Origin of the sequence: Micromonospora sp. NPDC049044 (assembly GCF_040649215.1) — a bacterium.
In the GTDB taxonomy this organism is placed as follows: domain Bacteria; phylum Actinomycetota; class Actinomycetes; order Mycobacteriales; family Micromonosporaceae; genus Micromonospora.
Window position 1 is genome coordinate 62,295 of sequence record NZ_JBEZFA010000032.1, and the last position, 21,779, is coordinate 84,073.

At 72.0% G+C, this 21,779-nt stretch carries 18 protein-coding genes; 8 read left to right on the top strand and 10 right to left on the bottom strand.

Going from position 1 to position 21,779, the window contains the following annotated elements; translation table 11 throughout:
• Positions 1 to 54: 54 nt before the first annotated feature.
• The gene (locus AB0B85_RS24305) at positions 55 to 1,290 is read right to left on the bottom strand and encodes a PHB depolymerase family esterase (RefSeq protein ID WP_357410968.1); all 1,236 of its coding nucleotides are present in this window, start codon (positions 1,288 to 1,290) and stop codon (positions 55 to 57) included.
• Between the two features lie 220 nt (positions 1,291 to 1,510).
• Between AB0B85_RS24305 and AB0B85_RS24310 the strand changes: the two genes are divergently transcribed.
• The 4 genes from AB0B85_RS24310 to AB0B85_RS24325 all read left to right on the top strand — a co-directional run bounded on the left by AB0B85_RS24310 (position 1,511) and on the right by AB0B85_RS24325 (position 5,887).
• Positions 1,511 to 3,343 carry a DUF2079 domain-containing protein gene (locus AB0B85_RS24310; protein WP_357410970.1) on the top strand — a complete coding sequence of 611 codons (1,833 nt, stop codon included), beginning with the start codon at positions 1,511 to 1,513 and terminating at the stop codon, positions 3,341 to 3,343.
• A 57-nt stretch (positions 3,344 to 3,400) separates the two neighbouring features.
• Positions 3,401 to 4,672 (top strand): hypothetical protein, encoded by a 1,272-nt coding sequence (locus AB0B85_RS24315; RefSeq protein ID WP_357410972.1) that lies wholly within the window; start codon positions 3,401 to 3,403, stop codon positions 4,670 to 4,672.
• Between the two features lie 135 nt (positions 4,673 to 4,807).
• On the top strand, positions 4,808 to 5,449 hold the full coding sequence (gene lipB, locus AB0B85_RS24320) for a lipoyl(octanoyl) transferase LipB (protein ID WP_357410974.1): 642 nt from the start codon (positions 4,808 to 4,810) through the stop codon (positions 5,447 to 5,449).
• A gap of 45 nt (positions 5,450 to 5,494) precedes the next feature.
• The gene (locus AB0B85_RS24325; RefSeq protein WP_357410976.1) at positions 5,495 to 5,887 is read left to right on the top strand and encodes a VOC family protein; all 393 of its coding nucleotides are present in this window, start codon (positions 5,495 to 5,497) and stop codon (positions 5,885 to 5,887) included.
• A 49-nt stretch (positions 5,888 to 5,936) separates the two neighbouring features.
• On the opposite strand, the gene aspS is transcribed toward AB0B85_RS24325, so the two are convergent.
• A complete protein-coding gene (gene aspS / locus AB0B85_RS24330) occupies positions 5,937 to 7,223 on the bottom strand; it encodes an aspartate--tRNA(Asn) ligase (protein WP_357410978.1) in 1,287 nt (428 codons plus the stop codon).
• Between the two features lie 447 nt (positions 7,224 to 7,670).
• On the opposite strand from aspS, the gene lipA reads away from it, so the two are divergent.
• The gene (gene lipA / locus AB0B85_RS24335) at positions 7,671 to 8,660 is read left to right on the top strand and encodes a lipoyl synthase (protein WP_357410980.1); all 990 of its coding nucleotides are present in this window, start codon (positions 7,671 to 7,673) and stop codon (positions 8,658 to 8,660) included.
• Between the two features lie 69 nt (positions 8,661 to 8,729).
• Positions 8,730 to 10,490 carry a hypothetical protein gene (locus AB0B85_RS24340; protein WP_357410982.1) on the top strand — a complete coding sequence of 587 codons (1,761 nt, stop codon included), beginning with the start codon at positions 8,730 to 8,732 and terminating at the stop codon, positions 10,488 to 10,490.
• Positions 10,491 to 10,562: 72 nt separating this feature from the next.
• Here AB0B85_RS24340 and AB0B85_RS24345 read toward each other — a convergent pair whose 3' ends face one another.
• Together AB0B85_RS24345 and AB0B85_RS24350 are read right to left on the bottom strand one after the other, a co-directional pair.
• Positions 10,563 to 13,454: an AAA family ATPase gene (locus AB0B85_RS24345; RefSeq protein ID WP_357410984.1), complete on the bottom strand. Its 2,892-nt coding sequence runs from the start codon at positions 13,452 to 13,454 to the stop codon at positions 10,563 to 10,565.
• Between the two features lie 116 nt (positions 13,455 to 13,570).
• Positions 13,571 to 13,741: a hypothetical protein gene (locus AB0B85_RS24350; protein WP_357410986.1), complete on the bottom strand. Its 171-nt coding sequence runs from the start codon at positions 13,739 to 13,741 to the stop codon at positions 13,571 to 13,573.
• A gap of 205 nt (positions 13,742 to 13,946) precedes the next feature.
• On the opposite strand from AB0B85_RS24350, the gene AB0B85_RS24355 reads away from it, so the two are divergent.
• Positions 13,947 to 14,633, top strand: a complete 687-nt coding sequence (locus AB0B85_RS24355; RefSeq protein ID WP_091407420.1) for a DUF4191 domain-containing protein — start codon at positions 13,947 to 13,949, stop codon at positions 14,631 to 14,633.
• A gap of 225 nt (positions 14,634 to 14,858) precedes the next feature.
• Here the strand turns inward: AB0B85_RS24355 and AB0B85_RS24360 are convergent, their stop codons facing one another.
• Positions 14,859 to 15,257, bottom strand: coding sequence for an RDD family protein (locus AB0B85_RS24360; RefSeq protein ID WP_357410989.1), 399 nt, complete (start codon positions 15,255 to 15,257; stop codon positions 14,859 to 14,861).
• Between the two features lie 262 nt (positions 15,258 to 15,519).
• Here AB0B85_RS24360 and glnA point away from each other — a divergent pair, with 262 nt between their 5' ends.
• Positions 15,520 to 16,944: a type I glutamate--ammonia ligase gene (gene glnA / locus AB0B85_RS24365; RefSeq protein WP_357410991.1), complete on the top strand. Its 1,425-nt coding sequence runs from the start codon at positions 15,520 to 15,522 to the stop codon at positions 16,942 to 16,944.
• A gap of 81 nt (positions 16,945 to 17,025) precedes the next feature.
• On the opposite strand, the gene AB0B85_RS24370 is transcribed toward glnA, so the two are convergent.
• The 5 genes from AB0B85_RS24370 to AB0B85_RS24390 all read right to left on the bottom strand — a co-directional run bounded on the left by AB0B85_RS24370 (position 17,026) and on the right by AB0B85_RS24390 (position 21,387).
• Positions 17,026 to 18,231, bottom strand: coding sequence for a site-specific integrase (locus AB0B85_RS24370; protein WP_357410993.1), 1,206 nt, complete (start codon positions 18,229 to 18,231; stop codon positions 17,026 to 17,028).
• Between the two features lie 3 nt (positions 18,232 to 18,234).
• Entirely contained in the window at positions 18,235 to 18,432 is a 198-nt protein-coding gene (locus AB0B85_RS24375) for a helix-turn-helix domain-containing protein (RefSeq protein WP_110565749.1), read from the bottom strand.
• An 83-nt stretch (positions 18,433 to 18,515) separates the two neighbouring features.
• Positions 18,516 to 19,982, bottom strand: a complete 1,467-nt coding sequence (locus AB0B85_RS24380; RefSeq protein ID WP_357411022.1) for a replication initiator — start codon at positions 19,980 to 19,982, stop codon at positions 18,516 to 18,518.
• Between the two features lie 98 nt (positions 19,983 to 20,080).
• Complete coding sequence (locus AB0B85_RS24385) at positions 20,081 to 21,118, bottom strand: hypothetical protein (protein WP_357410995.1); 1,038 nt, start codon at positions 21,116 to 21,118, stop codon at positions 20,081 to 20,083.
• A complete protein-coding gene (locus tag AB0B85_RS24390; RefSeq protein ID WP_357410997.1) occupies positions 21,115 to 21,387 on the bottom strand; it encodes a hypothetical protein in 273 nt (90 codons plus the stop codon). The genes AB0B85_RS24385 and AB0B85_RS24390 overlap by 4 nt, the downstream gene beginning before the upstream one ends.
• Between the last annotated feature and the right edge of the window lie 392 nt (positions 21,388 to 21,779).

A 21,779-nucleotide genomic window follows, 5' to 3' on the forward strand; every position in this document is an offset into this window, starting at 1 on the left:
AATAACTTCATGATCAACCGGGGAGATCCGGGGGGTGGGGTGGGGTGGGGTGGGTCAGCAGCCGATTACCCAGTAGTTGGGGGCGGTTTGCTTGAGGGCGGTGGTGTAGAAGGTGTTGTAGAGACCCATCCGCTGGTTGGAGCCGTTGGCGTAGGCGTACCCGCCGGACTGGTACGCCCGACCGGCCGTCACGTGCGCGTAGTTGCTGGCCGTCACGCAGGTGGCGGGGGTGGTCGGGGTCGGGGTCGGGGTGACCGTCGGGGTCGGGGTCGGCGTGGGGGTGGCCGTCGGCGTCGGGGTCGGGCCGGTGCCGCCGCTGTTCAGGCCGAAGAAGAGCGCGTCGCGGTACGTCGAGCAGATGGTGTCCAGGAAGTACGCGGCGGCGGTGCCGCACTGGTCCGCGCCGGAGCCCGGGTCGACAGGGGTGCCGTGCCCCATGCCGGAGACCCGGTAGAGGCGTACGTCGTCGTTGCCGTACACCTCCAGGCTGGTGTTGCCGGGCAGCGAGGACGTGCTGGTCGGGGTCTGCGACACGCCCCGCACGTTGGTCCACTGGTCGCGGGACTCGGTGCCGTTGAGCGGGGTGACAGTGGTGTCCGAGGTGCCGTGCCAGATCGCCACCCGGGGGCGCGGGCCGGTGTAGCCGGAGTACGCGCCGCGGACCAGGTCGCCCCAGGCGGCCGGAGTCTTGTCCGCGCCGGGGTTCATGCAGCTGAACGCGTTGACCATGCTGGTGGCGCAGCGGTACGGGATCCCCGCGATGATCGACCCGGCGGCGAAGACATCCGGGTAGGTGGCGAGCATGACCGCGCTCATCGCCCCGCCGGCGGAGAGCCCGCTGACGTAGACCCGGGAGCCGTTCACCCCGAAGTTCGCCTTGGCGTGGTCGACCATCTGCTTGATCGACAGCGCCTCACCCTGGCCCCGGGTGGTGTCGCCGGCCTCGAAGAAGTTGAAGCAGGAGTTGGCGTTGTTGCCGGACGGCTGCTGGGCGACGATCAGTGTGAACTTCCACTGGTCGGCGTACTTCTGCCAGCCGGAGTTGGCGAAGTATCCGGAGGCGTTCTGGACGCACCCGTGCAGCAGCACCACGGCCGGGGAGTTGGCCGGCAGGTTGTCCGGTCGGTAGGCGTACATCGTGAGGTTGCCGGGGTTGGAGCCGAAGCTGGTGACCTGGGTGAGGGTGGCGGCCTGGGCGGGTGCGGCGACGGCGACCGCGCCCGCTACGGCGAGGGCGAACCCGGCGACCGCACCGAGCAGCCGGGTGAGGGTGGACGAGGAGCGGCGCACGGCGGCCTCCTGAAGGGCGGCGGACTGTGAACTGGGTCACTGTCGAGTTGCCGTGACGTTACGACGGTGCGTCGCCCCTATGACATGGGGCACACTCACACATTCATGACGGGCGCTGTGTACGCCAAACCGTCGACGTGGCGGGTCGAATCCGTCCCCAACGGTCCCGTCCTTGCAGGTCTGACCGGCCCGTCCAGGTCCGGTTGGTAACGTCCGCTGCGTGCCGTCCTCCCCGTCGCTGGCCACCGGGCCCGCACCCGCGTCACCGCCACGCGTCGTCCGGGACCGCCGGGCCGACCTGATCGTTGTGCTGGTGGCCCTCGCGCTCGCCGTCTGGGTGACAAGTGGGCTGTGGCGGGACCCGAACGTCCGCACCATCACGGTCAACTCCAGCGACCAGGCGCTCTTCGAGTGGCTGTTGGCCTTCGGCGGGCACGCGGTCACCCACGGGGAGAACCCGTTCTTCACCTACCTGATCAACGTCCCGGACGGTGTGAACCTCGCGGTGAACACCTCGATCACGGTGTACGCGGTGGTCTTCGCCCCGCTCACGTACCTGATCGGTCCGCCGGCGACCTTCCTGGTGATCCTCACCCTGAACCTGCTCGCCACCGCGCTGGTCTGGTACTGGTTCCTCTCCCGGCACCTGGTGCGCAGCCGGCTCGCCGCCGGGGTCGGCGCCCTGTTCATCGCCTACTCCCCCGGCATGGTCTCGCACGCAAACGCCCACCTGAACTGGACCGCCGGCTGGCTGGTGCCGCTGCTGATCTGGCGGCTGTTCGCGCTGCGCCGCCCCGGACACTGGCTCCGCGACGGGGTGATCCTCGGCGTACTTGTCGCGGTGGCCTTCTCGATCGCCGCCGAGGGGCTCTTCTTCGCGGCGCTGGCGCTCGGGGTGTTCGTCGCCGTCTGGGCGCTGCACCCGGCCAACCGGGCCGAGGCACGCGCCGCGCTCCCCACCTTCCTGCGCGGGCTCGGGGTGACCGCGGTGGTGGCCGGCGTGCTGCTGGCGTACCCGCTGTGGTTGCACTTCGCCGGGCCGCAGCGGTTCCACGGCACCGGCTTCGACCCGGTGATCCACTCCGAGGACATCGCCGCGTTCGCCGCGTTCCCGCGCCGCTCGCTCGCCGGCGAGGCGGGGCTGGGCACCTCGTTGGCACCGAACCCGACCGAGGAGAACTCGTTCTTCGGCATCCCCCTGCTGGTGCTCACCGTCGTCTGCTTCGTCGCGCTCTGGCGGCGGGCCGACCCGAGCCGGCGGGCCACCCTGTGGGCGCTCGGCGTCCTCGCGCTGATCTTCGCGGTGCTCTCCTTCGGCCCGGTCGCCAAGGTCGACGGGCGGCGCACCGACCTGCCCATGCCCTTCGACCTGCTCGGACAACTGCCGGTGGTGAACGCCGCGCTACCGGCCCGGCTGGCGCTCGTGGTCGCGCCGGTGATCGGGTTGCTGCTGGCGTACACCGTCGACCAGTTGCGCGCCGCACCGCCCCGACACCGCTCCACCGAGGTGGCGTGGCTTATCGGGTTCGCGGTGGCCCTGGTGCCGCTGCTGCCCACCCCGCTGCTTACCGACGAGCGGGAACCCATCCCCCGGTTCATCACCTCCGGCACCTGGCGGGACTACGTCTCGAAGGACGGCGTGCTCACTCCGGTGCCGTTGACAGTGGACATCTACCCGGACGGTCAACGCTGGCAGGCGTACGCGTTGTCGCACCGGCAGGGTGAGTTCGCCATTCCGGGTGGCTTCTTCCTCGGCCCCGGCGGGCCGGACGGACGCGGCCGGATCGGCCCGGTGCCCCGCACGCTCAGCGCGTTGATGGACCAGGCCGGCCGGACCGGGTTGGTGCCGATCGTCACCGACGGGACGATCCGGGAGGTCCAGTCGGACCTGCGGCACTGGCGGATCGAGACGGTGGTGCTCGCCGACCGGGTGCACGGCGCGAAGTTCGAGGTCGACGAGGAGGCGGTCCGGCGTACCGCCACCGCACTGTTCGGCGAGCCGCAGCGGGTCGACGACGTCTGGCTCTGGCGGATCCCGCCGGCCGACCGGTAGACCGCGCCACAACCGAGCGGGGCATCGCGACCGGCTCGCGTCGCGTCTAATGGGCTGATGGGAGAGATCGGCGGGCGGCTGCGGCGCGCCGCTGCGGTCGGGGTCGCGCTGGGGCTGGTGGCAATCAGCGCGCCGGCCGCCACGGCCGCGAACAACGCTGTCACCGGCAGCACCACGGCTGCCGGCAGCGCGGCCGGCGTGGTGCCGACCCGGGTGCACAATCCGTGGCTGTGGCAGGCCACCGTGGGGCAACGCCCGGCCGGCCCGGCCGCGCTGGTGTTCTTCACCGACCGCACGCGCTATTTCGAGTCGACAGGTGTGCTCGTCGACCGGGACGGCGCGTACCGGCTGATCCCGATCGGCATCGCCGAGGGGCACGGGTTGCTCTCCCCGGATGGACGGCACTACCTGCGGCCGGGCTCCGGCGAGCTGCTGGACCTCACCACCGGCCGGCAGCGCCGCACGGCGAGCGTCGGCGTCTACCCGATGGCCTGGTCGCCGGACGGGCAGCAGGTGCTGGGCACCCGCGACAACGATGACGACGTGATCACCTACGGACCGGACAATCAGCAGCTCAACGACCCGGAAAAGCCAGACGACCTGCTCGTCGTCGACCCGTTCCGGGGCACCGAGCAGGTGGTCGACGTCGGCACCTTCGCCGCGCACACCGCAGCGGCCTGGTCACCCGGAGGCGATCTGGTGGCCGTCACCGGCTGGCCGGACGTGCCCGCCCAGCTCGCCGAGCGCGAGCGACTGGTGGTCGTCGACCCGGCCGGCGGCGGCCCTCGTTGGCAGGTCGACCTGGGCGACAGGCGAACTCTCGCCGGCGCGGCCGCCTGGCATCCCGACGGCCGGCGGCTCGCGCTGCTCGCCTTCGACGGCTGCGCCGGGCCCCGGTGCACCCCGGAGCAGGCGCAGGCGCGCGCCTGGCGGGTCGAGTTCCTGGACACCGCCACCGGCCACGCCGTCGGTCAGGCCCTGCCGGCGGGCACCTCGGTCAGCGAGATCATCGGCTGGCGCGGCGACGACCCCATCGTGCGGTACGTCAGCGCAACGGAGCGGGACACCGACCGACAGACCGTTCTCGCCGCGCTGTCGCCCGACGGCGGTCGCGACGTGCTGGTGACCACGCCGGTCGGCTCGACCGACCTGATGGTGCCGGACGACCTGCTGACCCGGGCCGCCTTCGGTGGGCCGGAGCCTCGGCCATCACCGTTCGCCGCCCCGCTCTGGGTCTACCTCACGCTGGCCGTGCCGCTGCTGCTCGGCGTCGCCCTGGTCGCTCGGCACATTCGTCGCCGAGCCGCAGCCGGCGCGGCGTCGGCGTGACACCGAGCGACGCGGGTGGGCCGGGCCGGCGCGGCCACCGAGCGGCCCCGGCCCAGCACGGACAGCAGGCGCGATCTTCCCCGGTGAGACGGCTCACCAGGGAAGATCGCCGGGAGCGGGACTAGGCTGGAAACCGTGACAACGACGATCTCCGGCCTCACCGCCGTCCGCGCTGGTCTGCTCGACTACCAGGCCGCCTGGGACGAGCAGCGACGCCTGCACGAGTCGGTGGTGGCTGGCGAGCGCGGCGACACCGCGCTGCTGCTGGAGCACCCGAGCGTCTACACCGCGGGTAAGCGCACCGAACCGTGGGACCGGCCGACGGACGGCACCCCGGTCGTCGACGTGGACCGCGGCGGCAAGATCACCTGGCATGGGCCGGGGCAGCTCGTCGGCTACCCGATCCTGCGGTTGCCCGACCCGGTGGACGTGGTCGCGTACGTGCGGCGCACCGAAGAGTTGCTCATCGACGTGTGCGCCGAGTTCGGGCTGACCGCCGGCCGGGTCGAGGGGCGCAGCGGGGTCTGGGTGCCCGAGGACGACCGGGGGCCGGCCCGCAAGGTGGCCGCCATCGGCATCCGGGTCGCCCGGGGCGTCACCCTGCACGGCTTCTCGATCAACTGCGACTGCGACCTGACACACTTCGACCGGATCGTGCCGTGCGGCATCCGGGACGCGGGCGTCACCTCGCTCACCGCCGAGCTGGGCCGCCCGATCAGCGTGGCCGACGTGCTGCCGGTGGTCGAGCGTCGACTCGCGACCCTCGTCACGGTCTGAGACCGGCCACGCGCCGGGTGACCGAAGGTCGCCTACCCTCGGCCGGTGCAGATCGATCTCGTCACCGTCGTCGTCACCGAGTACGACCCCGCCATCGCCTTCTTCACCGACGTCCTCGGCTTCGAGCTGGCCGAGGACTCCCCGTCGCTCACCAACGACGGACGACCGAAGCGCTGGGTGGTGGTCCGCCCGCCGGGCGGCGGCACCGGGCTGCTGCTGGCCCGCGCCGACGGCGACCGGCAGGAGGCCGCGGTGGGCGACCAGACCCACGGCCGGGTCGGGTTCTTCCTCCAGGTCGACGACTTCGACGCCACCTACCGCCGGATGGTCGAGAAGCACGTCGAGTTCGTCAAGCCGCCGCGCACCGAATCGTACGGCCGGGTCGCCGTCTTCCGGGACATCGCCGGCAATCTCTGGGACCTGCTCGGTCCCGCCTGAGCCCCACCGGCCCGCTCCACCAGATCGAGTGGGCCGGCAGGGCACCCTCCTACGGGGTCAGGCGGTGCAGGTCGCGCGGGAACGCGGTGACCTCCCGGATGTTGGCCGCACCGACCAGGCGGGCCACGAACCGTTCCAGGCCGATGGCGAAACCACCGTGCGGCGGCATGCCGTGCCGGAACGCGTCGAGATAGCCGGCGTACGGCTCGACCGGCTCTCCCCGGGCCGCCAGCGCCGCCAGGTAGTCGGCGTGCCGGTGCAGCCGCTGCCCGCCGGTGACCAGCTCCAGACCACGGAAGAGCAGGTCAAAGCCGTCGGAGTACGCGGGCCGCGCCGGGTCCGGGTGGGTGTAGAACGGTCGCTTCGCCATCGGGTAGCCGGTGACGAAGAGGAAGTCCGAGCCGTGCTCGCGCCGGACCCACTCGCCCAGTGCCCGCTCGTGGGCGGGTGCGAGGTCCGGTTCGTCGGCGGGGGCACCGGCGATCGTCAACGCCTCGGTGAAGTGCACCGCCGGGATCTCCGTGGGCACCTGCGGCGGTGTGACGCCGAGCGTCTCCAGCGCGGCACCGGCCCGTTCGCCGACCGTGCCCAGCATCCCGGCCAGAGTGTCGCGCAGCACCCGCATCACGTCGGAGTGGTCGGCGACGAAGCCCAACTCGGCGTCGAGCGACGTGTACTGCGCGAGATGCCGGACGGTGTCGTGCGGCTCGGCCCGGAAGACCGGCCCCACCTCGTAGACGCGTTCGAAGACACCGACCATCAACTGCTTGTAGAACTGCGGTGACTGGGCCAGGTACGCGGGCCCGCCGAACCAGTCAAGCGCGAACACGTTCGCCCCGCTCTCGGTCGACGAGCTGACCACCTTCGGGGTGTGGATCTCCACGAAGTCCCGGGCGTCGAGGGCGGCCCGGAAACCGGCCACCGCCGCCGCCGAGATCCGCAGCGCGGCCGACCGGGTGGGGTGTCGCAGCGCGGTGGGCGCGTTGTCGAGCTGGGTGGGCAGGCTGGCGGTGAGCGCCGGCCGGTACAGGTCGAACGGTGGCGGCACGGCGGGTGGCCCGAGCGGGCGTACCTCCGGGTCGGTCAGCTCGACCCCGGCGGGCGCGGTGTCGTTCGCGGTGACCGTCGCGGTGACCTCGACGACCGTCTCCTCGGGAAGCTTCTCCAGCTCGGCGCGGACGGCCGGGTCGGTGACGACCACCTGGGCCAGGCCGGTGGCGTCCCGCACGATCAGGAACGCCACCGACTTGAGCAGTCGGCGGCGGTGCACCCAGCCGGCGACGCGCACGGTCTCGCCGATCCGGGTGGGCAGGTGGTGGGACAGGGTTCGTTTCATGGCGGGCTGCTCCTCGGTCGATCGCCACGCCGTCGCCGCCCTGAGGAAGCGAAGCGTCGCATCAGCCCCAGGGAGGTGTGGGCGAGCGGGATCCTCGCGGTGCCACCACACCTTCACCCCCGCCGGAGCGGGGGCCTCGTTCGTCGCCTGATGACCGGGGCCAGCCGGGCGGGCTCTACTAGGCGTCGCGGCCGTTCTGCCCGCAGCTCGGGAGGGTCTTCACGCACCCGGCGCCAGACCGCCTCTCAGCAACCGGCGGCTCTCTGCACTGGCGGGTCGGGGCGCTACTCGGCTCCGTCGTCGCTGTTGGCGCAGACCGTAGCACCCGAAACCCGCTCGTGTGACGCCCATTTTCGACATCCCGGTGTCCGGCGTCACAAGGTCTGGGGCGTGACGCCGGTCGCCCGACGCACATAGACGCCCGCCGTCCGGCGTAGGCTCGTTTTCGTGACGATCGAGCACTCCGCGCCGACGACCGGCCAGGCAGCGCGCACCGCAACGGCGGCCCCCGAGGGGCGACGTCTGCTGCGGATCGAGGCGCGCAACGCCGAGACGCCGATCGAGCGCAAACCGCCATGGATCAAGGTCAAGGCCAAGATGGGCCCGGAGTACACCCAACTGCGCGGGCTCGTCTCGCGTGAAGGGCTGCACACCGTCTGCCAGGAGGCCGGCTGCCCCAACATCTACGAGTGTTGGGAGGACCGGGAGGCCACCTTCCTCATCGGTGGCGACCAGTGCACCCGGCGCTGCGACTTCTGTCAGATCGACACCGGCAAGCCGGCCGAGTTCGACGCCGACGAGCCGCGCCGCGTCGCCGAGTCGGTGGTCGCGATGGGGCTGCGCTACGCCACCATCACCGGTGTCGCCCGGGACGACCTGCCCGACGGCGGTGCCTGGCTGTACGCCGAGACCGTCCGACAGATCCACACCCTGCAGCCCGGTTGCGGCGTCGAGCTGCTGATCCCGGACTTCAACGCCGTGCCCGAGCAGTTGGCCGAGGTCTTCGGGTCCCGTCCGGAGGTGCTGGCGCACAACGTGGAGACCGTGCCGCGCATCTTCAAGCGCATCCGACCGGCGTTCCGCTACGACCGCTCGCTCGACGTGATCCGGCAGGCCCGCGCCGACGGCCTGGTCACCAAGAGCAACCTCATCCTGGGCATGGGCGAGGAGCGCGCCGAGATCTCCCAGGCCCTGCGCGACCTGCACGAGGCCGGCTGCGAGCTGATCACGATCACGCAGTACCTGCGCCCCACCCCCCGGCACCACCCGGTGACCCGCTGGGTCAAGCCGGAGGAGTTCGTGGAGCTGCGCGAGGAGGCCGAGGAGATCGGCTTCGCCGGGGTGATGAGCGGTCCGCTCGTGCGTTCGTCGTACCGGGCCGGTCGGCTCTACAAGCAGGCGCTCGACGCCCGCGCCGCGGTCGTCACCGCGGGCTGACCCGCCCCGGTCCCACCCCGGCCGCTCGCGTCGCGCGGCCATCCGGCGTCCGAATGTCATGATCGTGGAATGACCCTCGGCGTACGCCACCAGCCGCGTGGCGCGGGCTCCCCGCGCCCACGGGCGGGCGGGCGTCTCGGGTCGGTCGGCTGGCTCACCGGGTTGGTAGTGCTCGCCGGGGTGGGCTACCGGCTCTGGCTGCTGTGGCACGCCGCGCCCTTGACGAACAGCGACGAGGCCGCCATGGGGTTGGCCGCGCTGCACATCTCCCGGGGCGAGGACTTCCCTGTCTGGTTCTACGGCCAGCAGTACATGGGCCCGCTGGAGGCGTACCTGGCCGCCCCGGTGTTCGCAGTGGCCGGTGGGCCCTCGCTGCTCGGTCTGCGACTGCCCACCCTCGCGCTGTACGCGTTGTTCCTGCTGCTCGCCTGGCGGCTGACGCTGCGACTGACCGGGGACCGATGGTTCGGGCTGCTGGTGGTGGCGGTGCTGGCCCTGGGCTCGGATCGGCTGGTCAAGAACCAGCTGATCGCCGGCGGCGGCTACCCGGAGATGAACGCGGTCGGGATGGCGCTGGCCGTACTCGCCGTGGATCTGGCCACCGGGCGGCCGGGGTGGCGGCTGGCGCGCTGGACGATGTGGGGGTTCCTGGCCGGCCTGATGCTCTGGGTCGACCCGTTGGTGCTGCCGTACGTGGTGGCGATCGGTGCGGTGCTCGTCGGGTACTGCCACCGGGAGCTGCGGGGTGCGGCCGGGGCGCTGCTCGGGGCCGCCGCCGCGCTGGGGGCCGCCCCGCTGCTGCTGGACAGCCTGCTGACCGGCCGGAACCCACTGGACGCGGTGCTCGCCGCCAGCGGTGCGAACGCCAGCGCGGGATGGGCGGACCGGCTGCACGGCGGCCTGTTGCTCGGCCCGGCACTGGGCATGGGGTTCTGCGATCCTGGGCGGTGCGCCGCCTGGCAACTGTGGTGGGCGGTCGCCCTGCCGCTGCTGCTTGTCCTCGCCGCCGCCACCGCCTGGCGGACGCTGCGTCGCGCGGCGGCACCCGCACTCCCTGCCTCCAGTGGCGCTGGCGGACCTGGCGGTGTCGGGCCCAGCGCTGACGGACCTGCCAGCGCTGGCGGACCTGCCAGCGCTGACGGACCTGCCAGCGTTGGCGGACGTGGCGGCGCTGCTGCGGTTCCGGCCCGGGTGTCGGCGGCGATCTGGCTGGCGCTCGTGCTGGCCGCGGTCGCCACCCTCGGCGCGTACACCGTGAGCAGTTCCGCCGGGCTCACCCCGGTGGAGAGTGCCCGTTATCTGTCCTGCCTGCTCATCTCCCTGCCGGCTCTGCTGTGGCCGGTCTGGGCGTCGGCCCGTGGCGGTCTCCGGCAGTCCGCAGGCGACCGTCGCGGCGTCGGGTCGGCGCTGGCCCGCCCGGTCGCGCTGGCGTTGCTCGTGGCCACAGTGGGCACCGCCGGCCAGGCCACCTGGCAGGCAGCGCGGACCGCCCCCGCGACGCACGCCGCCGAGGCCCGGCACACCGAGTTGGTGGCCACCCTGCGTCAGCTCGGCGTACGACACGTCCGCGCCGGTTACTGGACCTGCAACCGGCTCACCTTCGCCGCGGCGGAGCAGGTGGTCTGCGCGGTCGTCGACGACGCGCTCCGCCCCGGCTTCGACCGCTACCCCGCGTACCGGCGGGAGGTGGACGGCGCGGTGGCGCCCGCCTGGGTCGCACCGACCGGCTCGCCGTTGGCGCACACGCTCGACGAACGGCTGCGCGCCGCGCCGGGCAGCCTGGACCTGGTGACGATCGACGGATGGCGGATCTACCTGCCGTCGGCATGACCGCCGCGCCCGCCCCGCCAGTTCCGGTGCGCCCGCAACGACGACCGCAGGCTCAGGTCGTTGGCGCGCTCGTCAGCGGGGTGGCGCGGGCTCGGCGAGCAGGCCGAGGCGGTGGGCCAGCGCGGCGGCCTCCCCCCGGTTCGTCACGTCGAGTTTCGCGATGATCCGGGAGACGTGCACGCTTGCCGTCTTCGGGGAGATGAACAACTGCTCGGCGATCCGGCTGTTGCTGTGCCCCTCGGCGACCAGCCGCAGCACCTCCCGCTCCCGGGCGGTCAGCAGATCGGCGCCGGCCCCGCCCTGACCCGTCCCGCGCAGGCCGACCCGCCGCGCCAGGGTTGCGACCGCCTCGGCCAGCGGTGTCGCGCCCAACCGCCGGGCGATCTCCGCGGCCTCGGTGACGGCCGCCGACACCTCGGCCCGCTCGCCGACGGCTGCGCCCGCCTCGGCCAGCGCCAGCAACGCCCGACCGAGCGGGTACGGCTGCCCGTCGGCACGCCACGCGTGCACCGCCGTCCGCCAGGCCGGCAGCGCCTGGTCGCCGACGGCCAGCAGCGCGGTGACCTGGGCGGCGTGCGCCAGCGCCGCCGGGTGTCGGGCCGGCAGGTCCGCGGCGAGCGCGGTGGCCGCGGCGGCCAGGTCCCGGTCACCAACCCGGGCGGCGGTACGGGCGACGGCGCTGAGCACCGGCCAGCCCTCCCGGGGCAGTTGCGGCAGATGCGCGTCGGTCACCGCGGCGCGGGCGGCGCGTACCGCCTCGACCTTGTCGTCGGCGGCGAGCGCGGCCTCGATCCCCAGCTCGTGCAGGGGCAAGCGGTGGTTCGGCCACAGGTAGGGCCGGCTGAGGAAGGCCAACGCCCGGTCGACAAGCTCGTCGGTGCCCGGATGGGCGCGGGCCAGCCGCAGCCCGGCGCCCAACTGGAGCCAGTGCAAGCCGGTGACGCCGGACAGGTCGATCCGGGCGGCCTCCGCGCACACCGCCTCGGCCTCGTCCCACCGACCCAGCGCGATCAGCGCCTCGGCCCGGTTCGACAGCAGGTACGCCCCGGTCGAGCGGCTGATCCCCACCCGCCGCGCCTCGGCCACACCGGCCTCCGCCGCCTGCGCGGACTCGGCGTAGCGGCCCAGCTCGCAGAGCAGGTCCGACTGGAACACCTTGGCGAGCACCAGCGCTGCCGTGTCCCCGGCCGTGCGGGCGACGGCCTCCACCTCGGCCAGCTCGGTCAACCCGCGCTCCAGATCCCGCTCGCCGTGGCAGAGCAGGGCGATCCGCGTCGGCAGCAGGGCCAACTCCTCGCCGAGGGCCGCGGCGGCGGTACCCGCCTCGGCGGCCACCCGAGCGGCCTGCTGAGGGGCGATCTTGGCCAGGTGCGAGGCGATGTCGGCGAGCAGCCGGACCCGCTCCACGCCGGCCGGGCCACCGGCCGCCAGCCGGTACGCCTCATCCAGCTCACGGCTGCCGTCACTCTTGCCGAGCAGGGCCAGCAGTCGACCCCGCTGGTCCAGCAGGCGGGCGGCCCGCAGCGGCGCCGCGTCGGCGTCCACCTCGGCAAGCCCGGCCCGGGTCAGGGTGATGGCCCGACTGAAGTCACCGGCGGTGATCGCCGCGTCCAGGGTCTGCTCCAGCAACGCCAGGTGGTCGATGCCGAGCAGGTCGGCGGCGTCGGGCACCAGCTCCCACAGCTCCAGCGCCCGTTCCAACAGTCGACGCTGCTCGGCGTAGGCGTACCGGTCGGCGGCGGCGCGGGCCGCGGAAAGCGCGGCGACCAGGGCGCGCGGGTGGTGGTGTGCGGCGTACCAGTGGTGGGCGACCTCGGCCGGGGCCCGGCCGACGGCGACCAGGTGCGGCTGCGCCTCGATCGCGGCGGCGAAGCGGGCGTGCAGCCGGGCGTGCTCGCCGGGCAGCAACTCGTCGTGCACGGCTTCGCGGACCAACGCGTGCCGGAACTCGTAGTCGCCGTCCGGGTCGGCCACCACGAGTTGGGCGGCGACGGCAGCCCGCAGCGCGTCCTCCAACTCGGTGTCCGGCAGCCCGGCGACCTCGGCGAGCAGGTCGTGGGCGAACCGGGTGCCGCCGGCCGCGGCGATCCGCAGCACCCGCTGGGACGGCTCGGGCAGCCGGTCCACCCGGGCCAACAGCAGGTCGCGCAGGGTCTCGGGAAGCGCCGCGCAGCCGACCGGATCGCCGGCGACGGCCAGCTCCTCGATGAAGAAGGGGTTGCCCTGGGTACGCTCGTGGACGTCGTCGACGGCACGTGTGGTCGGCTCGGCGCCGAGGAGATCCGCGAGGATCGCGCCGGTGCCGTCGCGGTCCAGTCGGCCCAGCTCGACCCGGTGCACGCCACGGACCCGGTCCAGCTCGGCCAGGAACGGGCGCAACGGGTGCCCGCGCTGCAACTCGTCGGTGCGGTAGGTGCAGACCAGCAGCAGCCGACCCGGTCGGGCCGCCCGGACCAGGAAGCCGATCAGGTCGCGGGTGGAGCGGTCGGCCCAGTGCAGGTCCTCGATCAGCAGCACCAGCGGCCGGGTGTCGGCGAGCCGTTGGAACAGCTCGGCGACCAGGTCGAACAGGTAGCCGCGTGGGGCGTCACCGACCGGGGCGGCGCTCGGCGTGGCCAGCGTCGCTCGGCCCAGCTCCGGCAGCAGCCGGGCGAACTCCGCCTCGTACCCGGCGAACACCTCGGGACCGTCGACACGCAGCACCGCACGCAGGGCCGCGGCGAACGGGGCGAACGGCAGACCCGCCTCGCCCAGCTCCAGGCACTGGCCGACCAGCACCCGCGCCCCGCCGTCGGTGGCTCCGGCGGAGAACTCCTCCAACAGCCGGGTCTTGCCCACCCCCGCCTCGCCACCGACCAGCACGGTGGTCGGCTCCCCCGCCCCCGCACGGGTCAGCGTCTCGCGCAGCGTCGCCAGCTCACGCTGGCGGCCGACGATGACGGAGCTGGCGGCGCGTACGGTCACGGAAGCGAGCATGCCATGGCGGCCGCCCGCACCTGCCCCGCCGACCGGCGGGACGGCCGGTGGTCGACCGTCCCGCGGGACGGGTGCCGTGGGCGGGGCCGCCGGGGCGGGCGCGGTCACCGGCGGTCGTCGCCGAGGCGGCGGGTCTGCTGGCGGCGGCCCAGCCAGGTGCGGCCGGGGCGTCGCGACACCGCGCGGGCGAGCTGGGCGGCGGCCACTTCGGCGCGCAGCTCGGCGGCGTGCGTACGGTGCAGGGAGAGCAGGAATTCCGCGTCGTTGCCGAACATGTCGGTCTCCTTCGTCGTGGTGTCGTCGCTGCTGACGACTCTTCGCGCGAAGGCCCCACCCCGGCATGGGCACAGCGCCTGATCTTCACCGCCGGTACCCTCCTTACTCGCCCGGGCCGCAGCGGCGAGGCGACGTAAGGTACTCAGTCGGCCGGCACCCGGACGCGGATCAACGGGCCGGGCGGCGACCACTAGACTCTGCGGCATGGCAAAGCCCCAGGAGAAGGTCTCGTTCGGCCAACGGCTGAAGCAGATCGGGATGGTGTTCCAGTTCACCGCCAAGCAGGACCGGTGGTTCGCGCCGTTGGTCGCCGCCGCGGTGCTCATCCCGCTCGCCCTCACCGTGGTCGCGGTCATCCTCTGGAGCTGGATCTGGCTGCCGATCGGCATCCTGTTCGTCCTGCTCGCGGTGCTGATCGTCCTCAACCTGCGGTCAAACAAGGCGATGATGAACGCCGCCGAGGGGCAGCCTGGCGCGGCGGCGCAGATCATGGAGAACATGCGCGGCGACTGGCGGGTGACCCCTGCGGTCAGCTCGACCACCCAGATGGACATGGTCCACCTGGTGATCGGCCGGCCGGGCGTGATCCTGCTGGCCGAGGGCAACCCGCAGCGGGTGCGCGGCCTGCTCGGGCAGGAGAAGCGGCGGCTGTCGAAGGTGATCGGCTCCGCGCCCCTGCACGACTACGTGATCGGGCAGGAGGAGGGCGAGCTGCCGATCCGCAAGCTCCGCACGACGCTGCTGCGGCTGCCGCGCGCGCTCTCCGGCAAGGACGTCAACTCGCTCGACAAGCGGCTCAAGGCCCTCACCGCGCGTCCGCAGATGCCCAAGGGCGCGATCCCGAAGAACATGCGGCCGCCGGGCGCCTTCCGCCAGTCGCGGGGCCGCTAGACCCCTTCGACGTACGCCGAAAAGAGCCGGACCCGAGCACGGGTCCGGCTCTTTCCCGTTCCAGCGCACCCGCCCCGTCCCACCGCCGGGTGCGGGCGACCCCGTGATCGTGCTCGAACCTGCATGTAGTGGCCTCGGCGGTGCGGGGATGCCACCACAACAAGGATCGAGCACGATCACCGGGCCACCGAGCCGGGAGACCCGCTTGGGCGCGGGGAGTCGGGGTCAGCCTCGGGGTGCGTCGACGATCACCGAGTCGGCGAGGCGGTCGTGCAGGCCACGGCGGTGCTCGTCCATGATCAGCGCGGGTACGACGACGGCCAGCAGCAGGCCCCGGATCAGTCCGCGGAGCACCCCGATCCGGCCCCCGTCGTGCCAGTTCAGGCAGCGGATCTTCGTGATGTACATGCCGGGCGTCTGGGCGAACAGGCCGAGGAAGAAGCCGTACTCCAACACCAGCACCAGCACCGGCGCCCAACTGTCGCGGATCGGGTCGGCGAAGAGGTTGGACACCAGCAGGGACAGCACCCAGTCGATGACCAGCGCCCCGAACCGCTTGCCGAGGCTCGGCGGACTGAAGGTGGGGTCGCTGGCCGGCGCTGCCGGGGGGTGCGGATTGGTCACAGCGATCAAGGGTATCCGCGCGGGGATGAGGACTTGCGGGGTGTCGCCGCCACGGTGCGCCAATTCGGGCCAAAGGCAGCAGATGTCACTACACTGGCGCAGTCGGGCGGCGTTCGCGGTAGGCCGGAGGCGTGGACCGGCGCGTCACTGACACTCCGCGAGGGACGTAACACGGCAGAAACAACGGAGACACGGCCGGGCAACCGCCCGGCCCTAGCGTCGCCAGAAGCCTAGCCACCCCGTGGACGTGCCAGGAGGATGTGTGTTCGCCAACCCCGAGGAACTGCTGCGATACCTCAAGAACGAGGACGTGAAGTTCGTCGACGTTCGTTTCTGTGACCTGCCCGGCGTGATGCAGCACTTCAACCTGCCGGTCGAGTCCGTCAACGACGACCTCTTCACCGACGGCCTCGCGTTCGACGGTTCGTCGATCCGCGGTTTCCAGGCGATCCACGAGTCGGACATGCTCCTGCTCCCGGACGTCGCCACCGCGTTCATCGACCCGTTCCGCGCGCAGAAGACGCTCGCGCTGAACTTCTTCATCCACGACCCGTTCACCCGCGAGGCGTACAGCCGGGACCCGCGCAACGTGGCGAAGAAGGCCGAGGCGTACCTGGCGGCCAGCGGCATCGCCGACACCGCCTACTTCGGAGCCGAGGCGGAGTTCTACATCTTCGACTCGATCCGCCACGAGACCTCGGCGCACCAGTCGTTCTACTACATCGACTCGATCGAGGGCGCCTGGAACACCGGCCGCGAAGAGCCGGGCGGCAACCGTGGTTACAAGACCGCGTACAAGGGCGGTTACTTCCCGGTGCCGCCGGTCGACCACTACGCCGACCTGCGTGACTCGATCGTGCGTCGCCTGGTCGACACCGGCTTCAACGTGGAGCGCTCGCACCACGAAGTGGGCACCGCCGGCCAGTCCGAGATCAACTATCGGTTCTCCACCCTGCTGCACGCCGGTGACCAGCTCCAGCTCTTCAAGTACATAGTGAAGAACGAGGCCTGGGCCAACGGCAAGACCGCCACCTTCATGCCCAAGCCGCTCTTCGGTGACAACGGCTCCGGCATGCACACCCACCAGAGCCTCTGGCTCAACGGTGAGCCGCTGTTCTACGACGAGACCGGCTACGCGGGCCTGTCCGACATGGCCCGCTGGTACATCGGCGGTCTGCTGCACCACGCGCCGTCGCTGCTGGCCTTCACCAACCCGACGGTCAACTCGTACCGCCGCCTGGTGCCGGGCTTCGAGGCGCCGGTCAACCTGGTCTACTCGCAGCGCAACCGCTCGGCCTGCACCCGCATCCCGGTCACCGGCGCGAACCCGAAGGCCAAGCGCGTCGAGTTCCGGGTGCCGGACCCGTCGGCGAACGTCTACCTGGCCTTCTCGGCCATGATGATGGCCGGCCTGGACGGCATCAAGAGCAAGATCGAGCCGCCGACGCCGATCGACAAGGACCTCTACGACCTCCCGCCGGAGGAGTGGGGCGACGTCAAGCAGGTGCCCGGCTCGCTGCCGGCCGTGCTCGACTCGCTGGAGGCCGACCACGACTACCTGCTCGAGGGCGGCGTCTTCACCCCGGACCTGATCTCCACCTGGGTGGACTGGAAGCGCGCCAACGAGGTCGACCCGGTGCGTCTGCGCCCGACCCCGCACGAGTTCGCCATGTACTACGACTGCTGAGCCTGATCAAGGCTCTGACCTGCACCAACAGGATCACTACTGATCTTGGGTACAGGTTGGGTACAACCTCACGGACGGCGGTCATGCCCGGCTCACAGCCGGCGTGGCCGCCGTTTCGTGTTGGCCGAGCGCACCGTCGATGAGCAGCCGGGTCCGGTCGAGCACGTCCGGCCACTCGTGCACGTAGGTGTTGAGCGTGATGGTCGGTGTGCTGTGCCCCAACGCGAGCTGCACCGTCTTCACCGACGCGCCCGCGTGGATCAGGACCGTCGCGTAGTAGTGCCGTAGTCCGTGAATCCCCCACCGCGCCGGCAGCCCGACCGCTTCCCGGGCGCTCCCCCACGTCCGCGAGAAGGTCGCCGCGTTGACAGGCTCGCCGCCGACACCCTTGAACAGCAGGCGTGCGGCCCGGCGGACCGGCCGGCGACGGTCCGTGTCGTCGTCGACTTCGACCGCGTCGCACCCGTCGGCCAGGTGCTGACGCAGCGCCACCGCCACGACATCAGGCAGCTCGACGGTGCGGGCGCTGGTGCTGGTCTTGACCGGTCCGAGGAACGGTTGACGGCCCTTGAGCACCTTGAGTTGGCGTCGGACGTGCACCTCCCGCACGTCGAAGTCGATGTCGTCCACCTCCAAGCCGAGGATTTCACCCAGGCGCAGCCCACAACCGGCCGCGAGATAGACCGTCGCGGCCAACCGGGCCGGCAGCAGACGCGCCAAGTCGTGCACCTGCTCCGCCGTGGGAAGGACCCGGCTCCCCCGGCTGACCGGCGGAAGCCGGATGCCCTTGTCGCACGGGCTGGCCGAGATCAGCCGGTCCCGCACAGCCATGGCGAACATCGAACTGAGGTAGGTGTAGACCACCCGCAGCGTGGTCGGAGCGAGGACCGTCGAACGGTCCCGTACCCATCCCTGGATGTGGCTCGGGCGGACATCCTTGATCTGCTGCGCGCCCAGCCCCGGCAGCACATGGAGCCGGACAGCATGCTCCACCCGGACGGTCGTGCTGTCGGTGTGGAGTTGGGCGTCCCGCCACAGCGACGCGAGGGCCGCGACGGTGATGCGGCCCGCCCGGTCATCGATGTACTGGCCCCGGCTCAGGTCGGCGCGAACGTTGGCGTCGTGGCGGTCGGCATCCACCTTCCGCTCGAACAACTGCGTACGCGTCTCGCCGAGGTTGTCCGTCCAGCGCACCCGCCACCGCTTGCCCCGCCCGTGCCGTTTCGACGGCAGCCGCGAACCGTCAGCCGCCCGCCCGTTCAGGTACCACAGGTCATCGACGGGCATGGCCTACGCCGCCTGCTCCGCGACCCAGGACCGCACATCCTGCGGGTCGTACCTCAGGTGCCGTCCGACCTTGGCCGCCGGTGGCCCGAAACGGCGGTGCCGCCACTGGTACAGCGTGCCGACCGGAACGCCGAGGAAGGCGGAGACATCCTCCACCGTCCACAGCCGGTCGACAGCGCTTGTCTGCCTCTGAGTGCTCATCGGTCCAGTGCTCCATTCCACGACTTCGATGGCCGACTGTCGGCCGATTAGGTGTCAAGGTGGGCTTGACGCTGAATCGCGCGTCAGGCGACGAGGGTCTGTAGGTATTCCCGGGCGGCGTCCTGGTGCTCTCGGGCCATCGCGGCGGAGGCGTTGGCGAGCATTGCGTCAGCGGTGGTGTGCCAGCCGGCGCCCACGAATTGCAGGAAGTTGACCACCAGCGTGGTTGGCTCGGTGCCGGCCGCGGCTTGCTGCGGGCCGCTGCTCTGGGTGCGGCGGAACACGATGCGTTGGTTCCGGAGCAGGGCGAAGGTGATCGAGTAGCGGCGGGACTTGGTGAGGAAGTGGCCGCCGAAGCCGAGCATGTGCGCCCAGCGGCGCAGCCGCCGCCAGTCCCGGGGCGTGCCGAGCATCCAGCACGCGTCGACCAGGCGTTCGGTGTGGCTGCCGGCCGGATCGGCGTAGATGTCGATGGTGTCGCCGGTGAGCCGGTTGGAGGCGTGGCCGGTCACCTCGGTCGACTTGGTGGCGTACTTGGCCAGGTACGCGGCGACCTGGGCGTCGGTCACCTCGCCCCGTCCGGCCACGGTGATTACCTTGGTGAGCACCTGCTCGCCCCAGGCGATCGGCCAGCCGCCGGGGTGGGCGAGGTGGTCGGCGGTGGTGAAGCCGACGGTGGCGGCGGCGTGGTCGACGGCGGCCACGAGGTCGGCGGCGTCGAGCTGCGGCGGGGCCGGCACGATGGCGTCCGGGTCGCCCGCGTCGCGGCCGTCGAGGCGGATGATGGCGTGGAAGTGCACGACGCCGCGTCGTTGCATCTCGGCGGCCTTGCCGAATGACAGCCGCACCGGGGACACCCACCGGGTCTTACCGGTGCGCGGCGAGGTTACGGGGATGTCGGGGATGCCGCGAGCGGTGGCCAGCCGGTGCATGTAGCGGTTGATGGCGATGGTGGTGCGCCGCCACAGCTCCCCGGCCGAGAGGTTCCAGACCGCTTGCGCGTCGTGGTCGTAGCAGTCCAGGCACAGGGGCGTGCCCAACCGGGCGTCGGTGTCCTCGTGGCGGGCGAAGCAGACCAGCCGCACGCCGTGCGGGCAGACGGTCGACTCCCGGCGGGCGTGGCAGGGTTCGGGTCGGCAGTCGCACGAGGTGCGGCGGGTGCAGGTGTGCCGCTTGACGTAGCGGGTGTGGACCTCGCCGAAGCTGGGTGCGGTCAAGGTGGGGAACACCGCCGGGTGGTGGGCGACCTGCTCCGGTACGCCCTTGCCGCCGACGAGGCCGGCGCGCACGACCTGGTAGGCGTCGCGTTGGTAAAGCTTGGAGCAGGTCGGGCACACGGCGGCGCGGCGGTTGCCGCACGGCTTGTAGATGACGCCGTCGGGCATGTCCGCCGTCGACCGCTCGGACAGGAGACGGCCGGTGGCGGCCTCGACGGTGGCCATGGTGCCGACCAGGCGGACCGGGCGGGTGCAGCCGGCGGCCGGGCGGACGTGGCGCAGCCATTCGGCGAAGTCGGGTTGGGTGAGCCGGGCGGCGGCTTGCAGCCGGATGTCGGAGGAGGTGGCGTACCAGGGTGGGGCGGTCGGCTCGGCGCACGGGGCCGTACCCGAAGCAGGTGCTTCGGGTACGACGGTCAGCGTCGAGACGGTCAACGGGTCGCCTTCACGGCGCGTCCGTTGGCGGCTCGGACGGGTCGGTTGTCGGTGTTGGGGTCGAGGTCCAGGACCGCGAGGGCTTGCGTGGCCTCATCGGAGGTCACCTTGAGGCGGACGGCCAGTTGGCCCGGGGTGATCGGCGTGCCGTGCTCGGTGCGGTACTGCTTCGCGACGCGGGTCGCTCGGGCGAGCAGGTCCGGGGCCACGATCGGCAGCGGAAGTTGGGCAGCGTCAGACGCGGTGACAGGAGTGTCAGTGGTGGACGGTGCCAACGTCGGTGCCGTGGTGACATCGGGCTTGCTCGGACGGGGACGGGCGGGGCGGGCAGTCTCATCGGGCCGGGGCGTCGCCGGCTCCGGGGTCGGGGCCGGTCGCGGTGCGGTGATCCGGTCGGCCAGTTGCGCCGGGGTCGGGATCTCGGGCCGGGCCGGCGTCGGTGCCGGCTCAGCGGGTTCGGTAGCGGGAACGATGGGCAGCTCGGGCCGGACCGGCGTCGGTGCCGGGACGGCGGGAACGGTCACGGTCGGGGTTGGCGTCGCGGCGGGTGCCGGGGACGTTGGTGCGGTGCCGGTGGTGGCGGCCGGGGTTCGGCCGCTTTCCCGGCGGAGCAGGGCGCGCATGTGCACGGCCAGGCCGGCGACGGCCGGGGGCAGTGCGCCGACAATCGCGGCCAGGACCACGCGCCAGGGTTCGACGTTGGTGGACATGGTGTCGAGCAGGTGGTATGCCGACTGGGCAGCGATGCCGATGCCGGCCGCACCGTAGGTGTTCTTCTTGGCGAACGCGGCGACCCGTGCGGGCACGGGAGCCATCCACAGCACCAGGGCGACGACCACGTAGCCGTCGACCGCGATGGGCATCAGCCAGGCCAGGGCGAGGCTGACCGAGGTGCCGGGGATCGTGATGCGGTCGGTGAAGCCGGCAAGTTCGGCCAGCGCGATCCAGGTAGAGGCGGACAGGCCGAACGACGCGGCGAGCACCGCCCACGACGCCGCCGAGGCGAGCCGTGGTTCTCCGGCGTGGTGCGTCACTGCCGCTCACCTCGCTTGGTGGCGAGGTCGTTGCGCAGCAGGGTGAAGCCCAGGACCACCGGGTTGTCGTAGCCGAGCCGGCGGAGGTGGGTGGTGATGCTGGTGACGCCGTCCATGGAGGTGATCGGCTTGTCGACCGTCATCTCCACGTTGGCGAAGCTCATCCCGTTCGGGACGAGGTAGTTGAAGGAGACGAAGTAGTGGTACGGGTAGGTCGGGGCCTGGCTGCTGGTGTGGGCCTGGCCGTGGGCGTTGGGCTGTGCGGTCATGATGTCGAGTCCTTTCGCGGTGACGGGTAGAGGTCAGGTGTGGAAGGGCTCGACGTCAGTCGCCAGCCCCGTGTCCACACCCGTGGTGCGAGAGGTGCGGTCGGGGACCGTGAGCAGGTCGAACAGGTCCGTCCCGAGGTGTTCGGGACGTGCTGCGGGTTGGGCTGGACGGCGGGCCGCCAGCTTGGTGGTCTTGTGCTTGTGCAGGTCGGTGAACTGGTCAGGCGTCAGGGTGTTGAGCGCCTGCTTGTCTTCGCCGCGCCGCCGGTAGAGCAGGGGGCGGACGGTGGCGTTGGTCGGGCAGTCCGTCACCCCGTCGGGGTAGCGGAAGCCGCAGCCCGGGCACACCGACGGTGCCGGGCTACCGGGGTGGTGATCGGCGAACACCTGCG

Coding starts and splice junctions, on each gene's coding strand:
- AB0B85_RS24350 (WP_357410986.1), bottom strand. CDS start 13,741: ATGTTCGGCAACGACGCGGAATTCCTGCTCTCCCTGCACCGTACGCAC.
- AB0B85_RS24355 (WP_091407420.1), top strand. CDS start 13,947: ATGGCAAAGCCCCAGGAGAAGGTCTCGTTCGGCCAACGGCTGAAGCAG.
- AB0B85_RS24370 (WP_357410993.1), bottom strand. CDS start 18,231: ATGCCCGTCGATGACCTGTGGTACCTGAACGGGCGGGCGGCTGACGGT.
- AB0B85_RS24340 (WP_357410982.1), top strand. CDS start 8,730: ATGACCCTCGGCGTACGCCACCAGCCGCGTGGCGCGGGCTCCCCGCGC.
- aspS (WP_357410978.1), bottom strand. CDS start 7,223: ATGAAACGAACCCTGTCCCACCACCTGCCCACCCGGATCGGCGAGACC.
- AB0B85_RS24390 (WP_357410997.1), bottom strand. CDS start 21,387: ATGACCGCACAGCCCAACGCCCACGGCCAGGCCCACACCAGCAGCCAG.
- AB0B85_RS24315 (WP_357410972.1), top strand. CDS start 3,401: ATGGGAGAGATCGGCGGGCGGCTGCGGCGCGCCGCTGCGGTCGGGGTC.
- AB0B85_RS24375 (WP_110565749.1), bottom strand. CDS start 18,432: ATGAGCACTCAGAGGCAGACAAGCGCTGTCGACCGGCTGTGGACGGTG.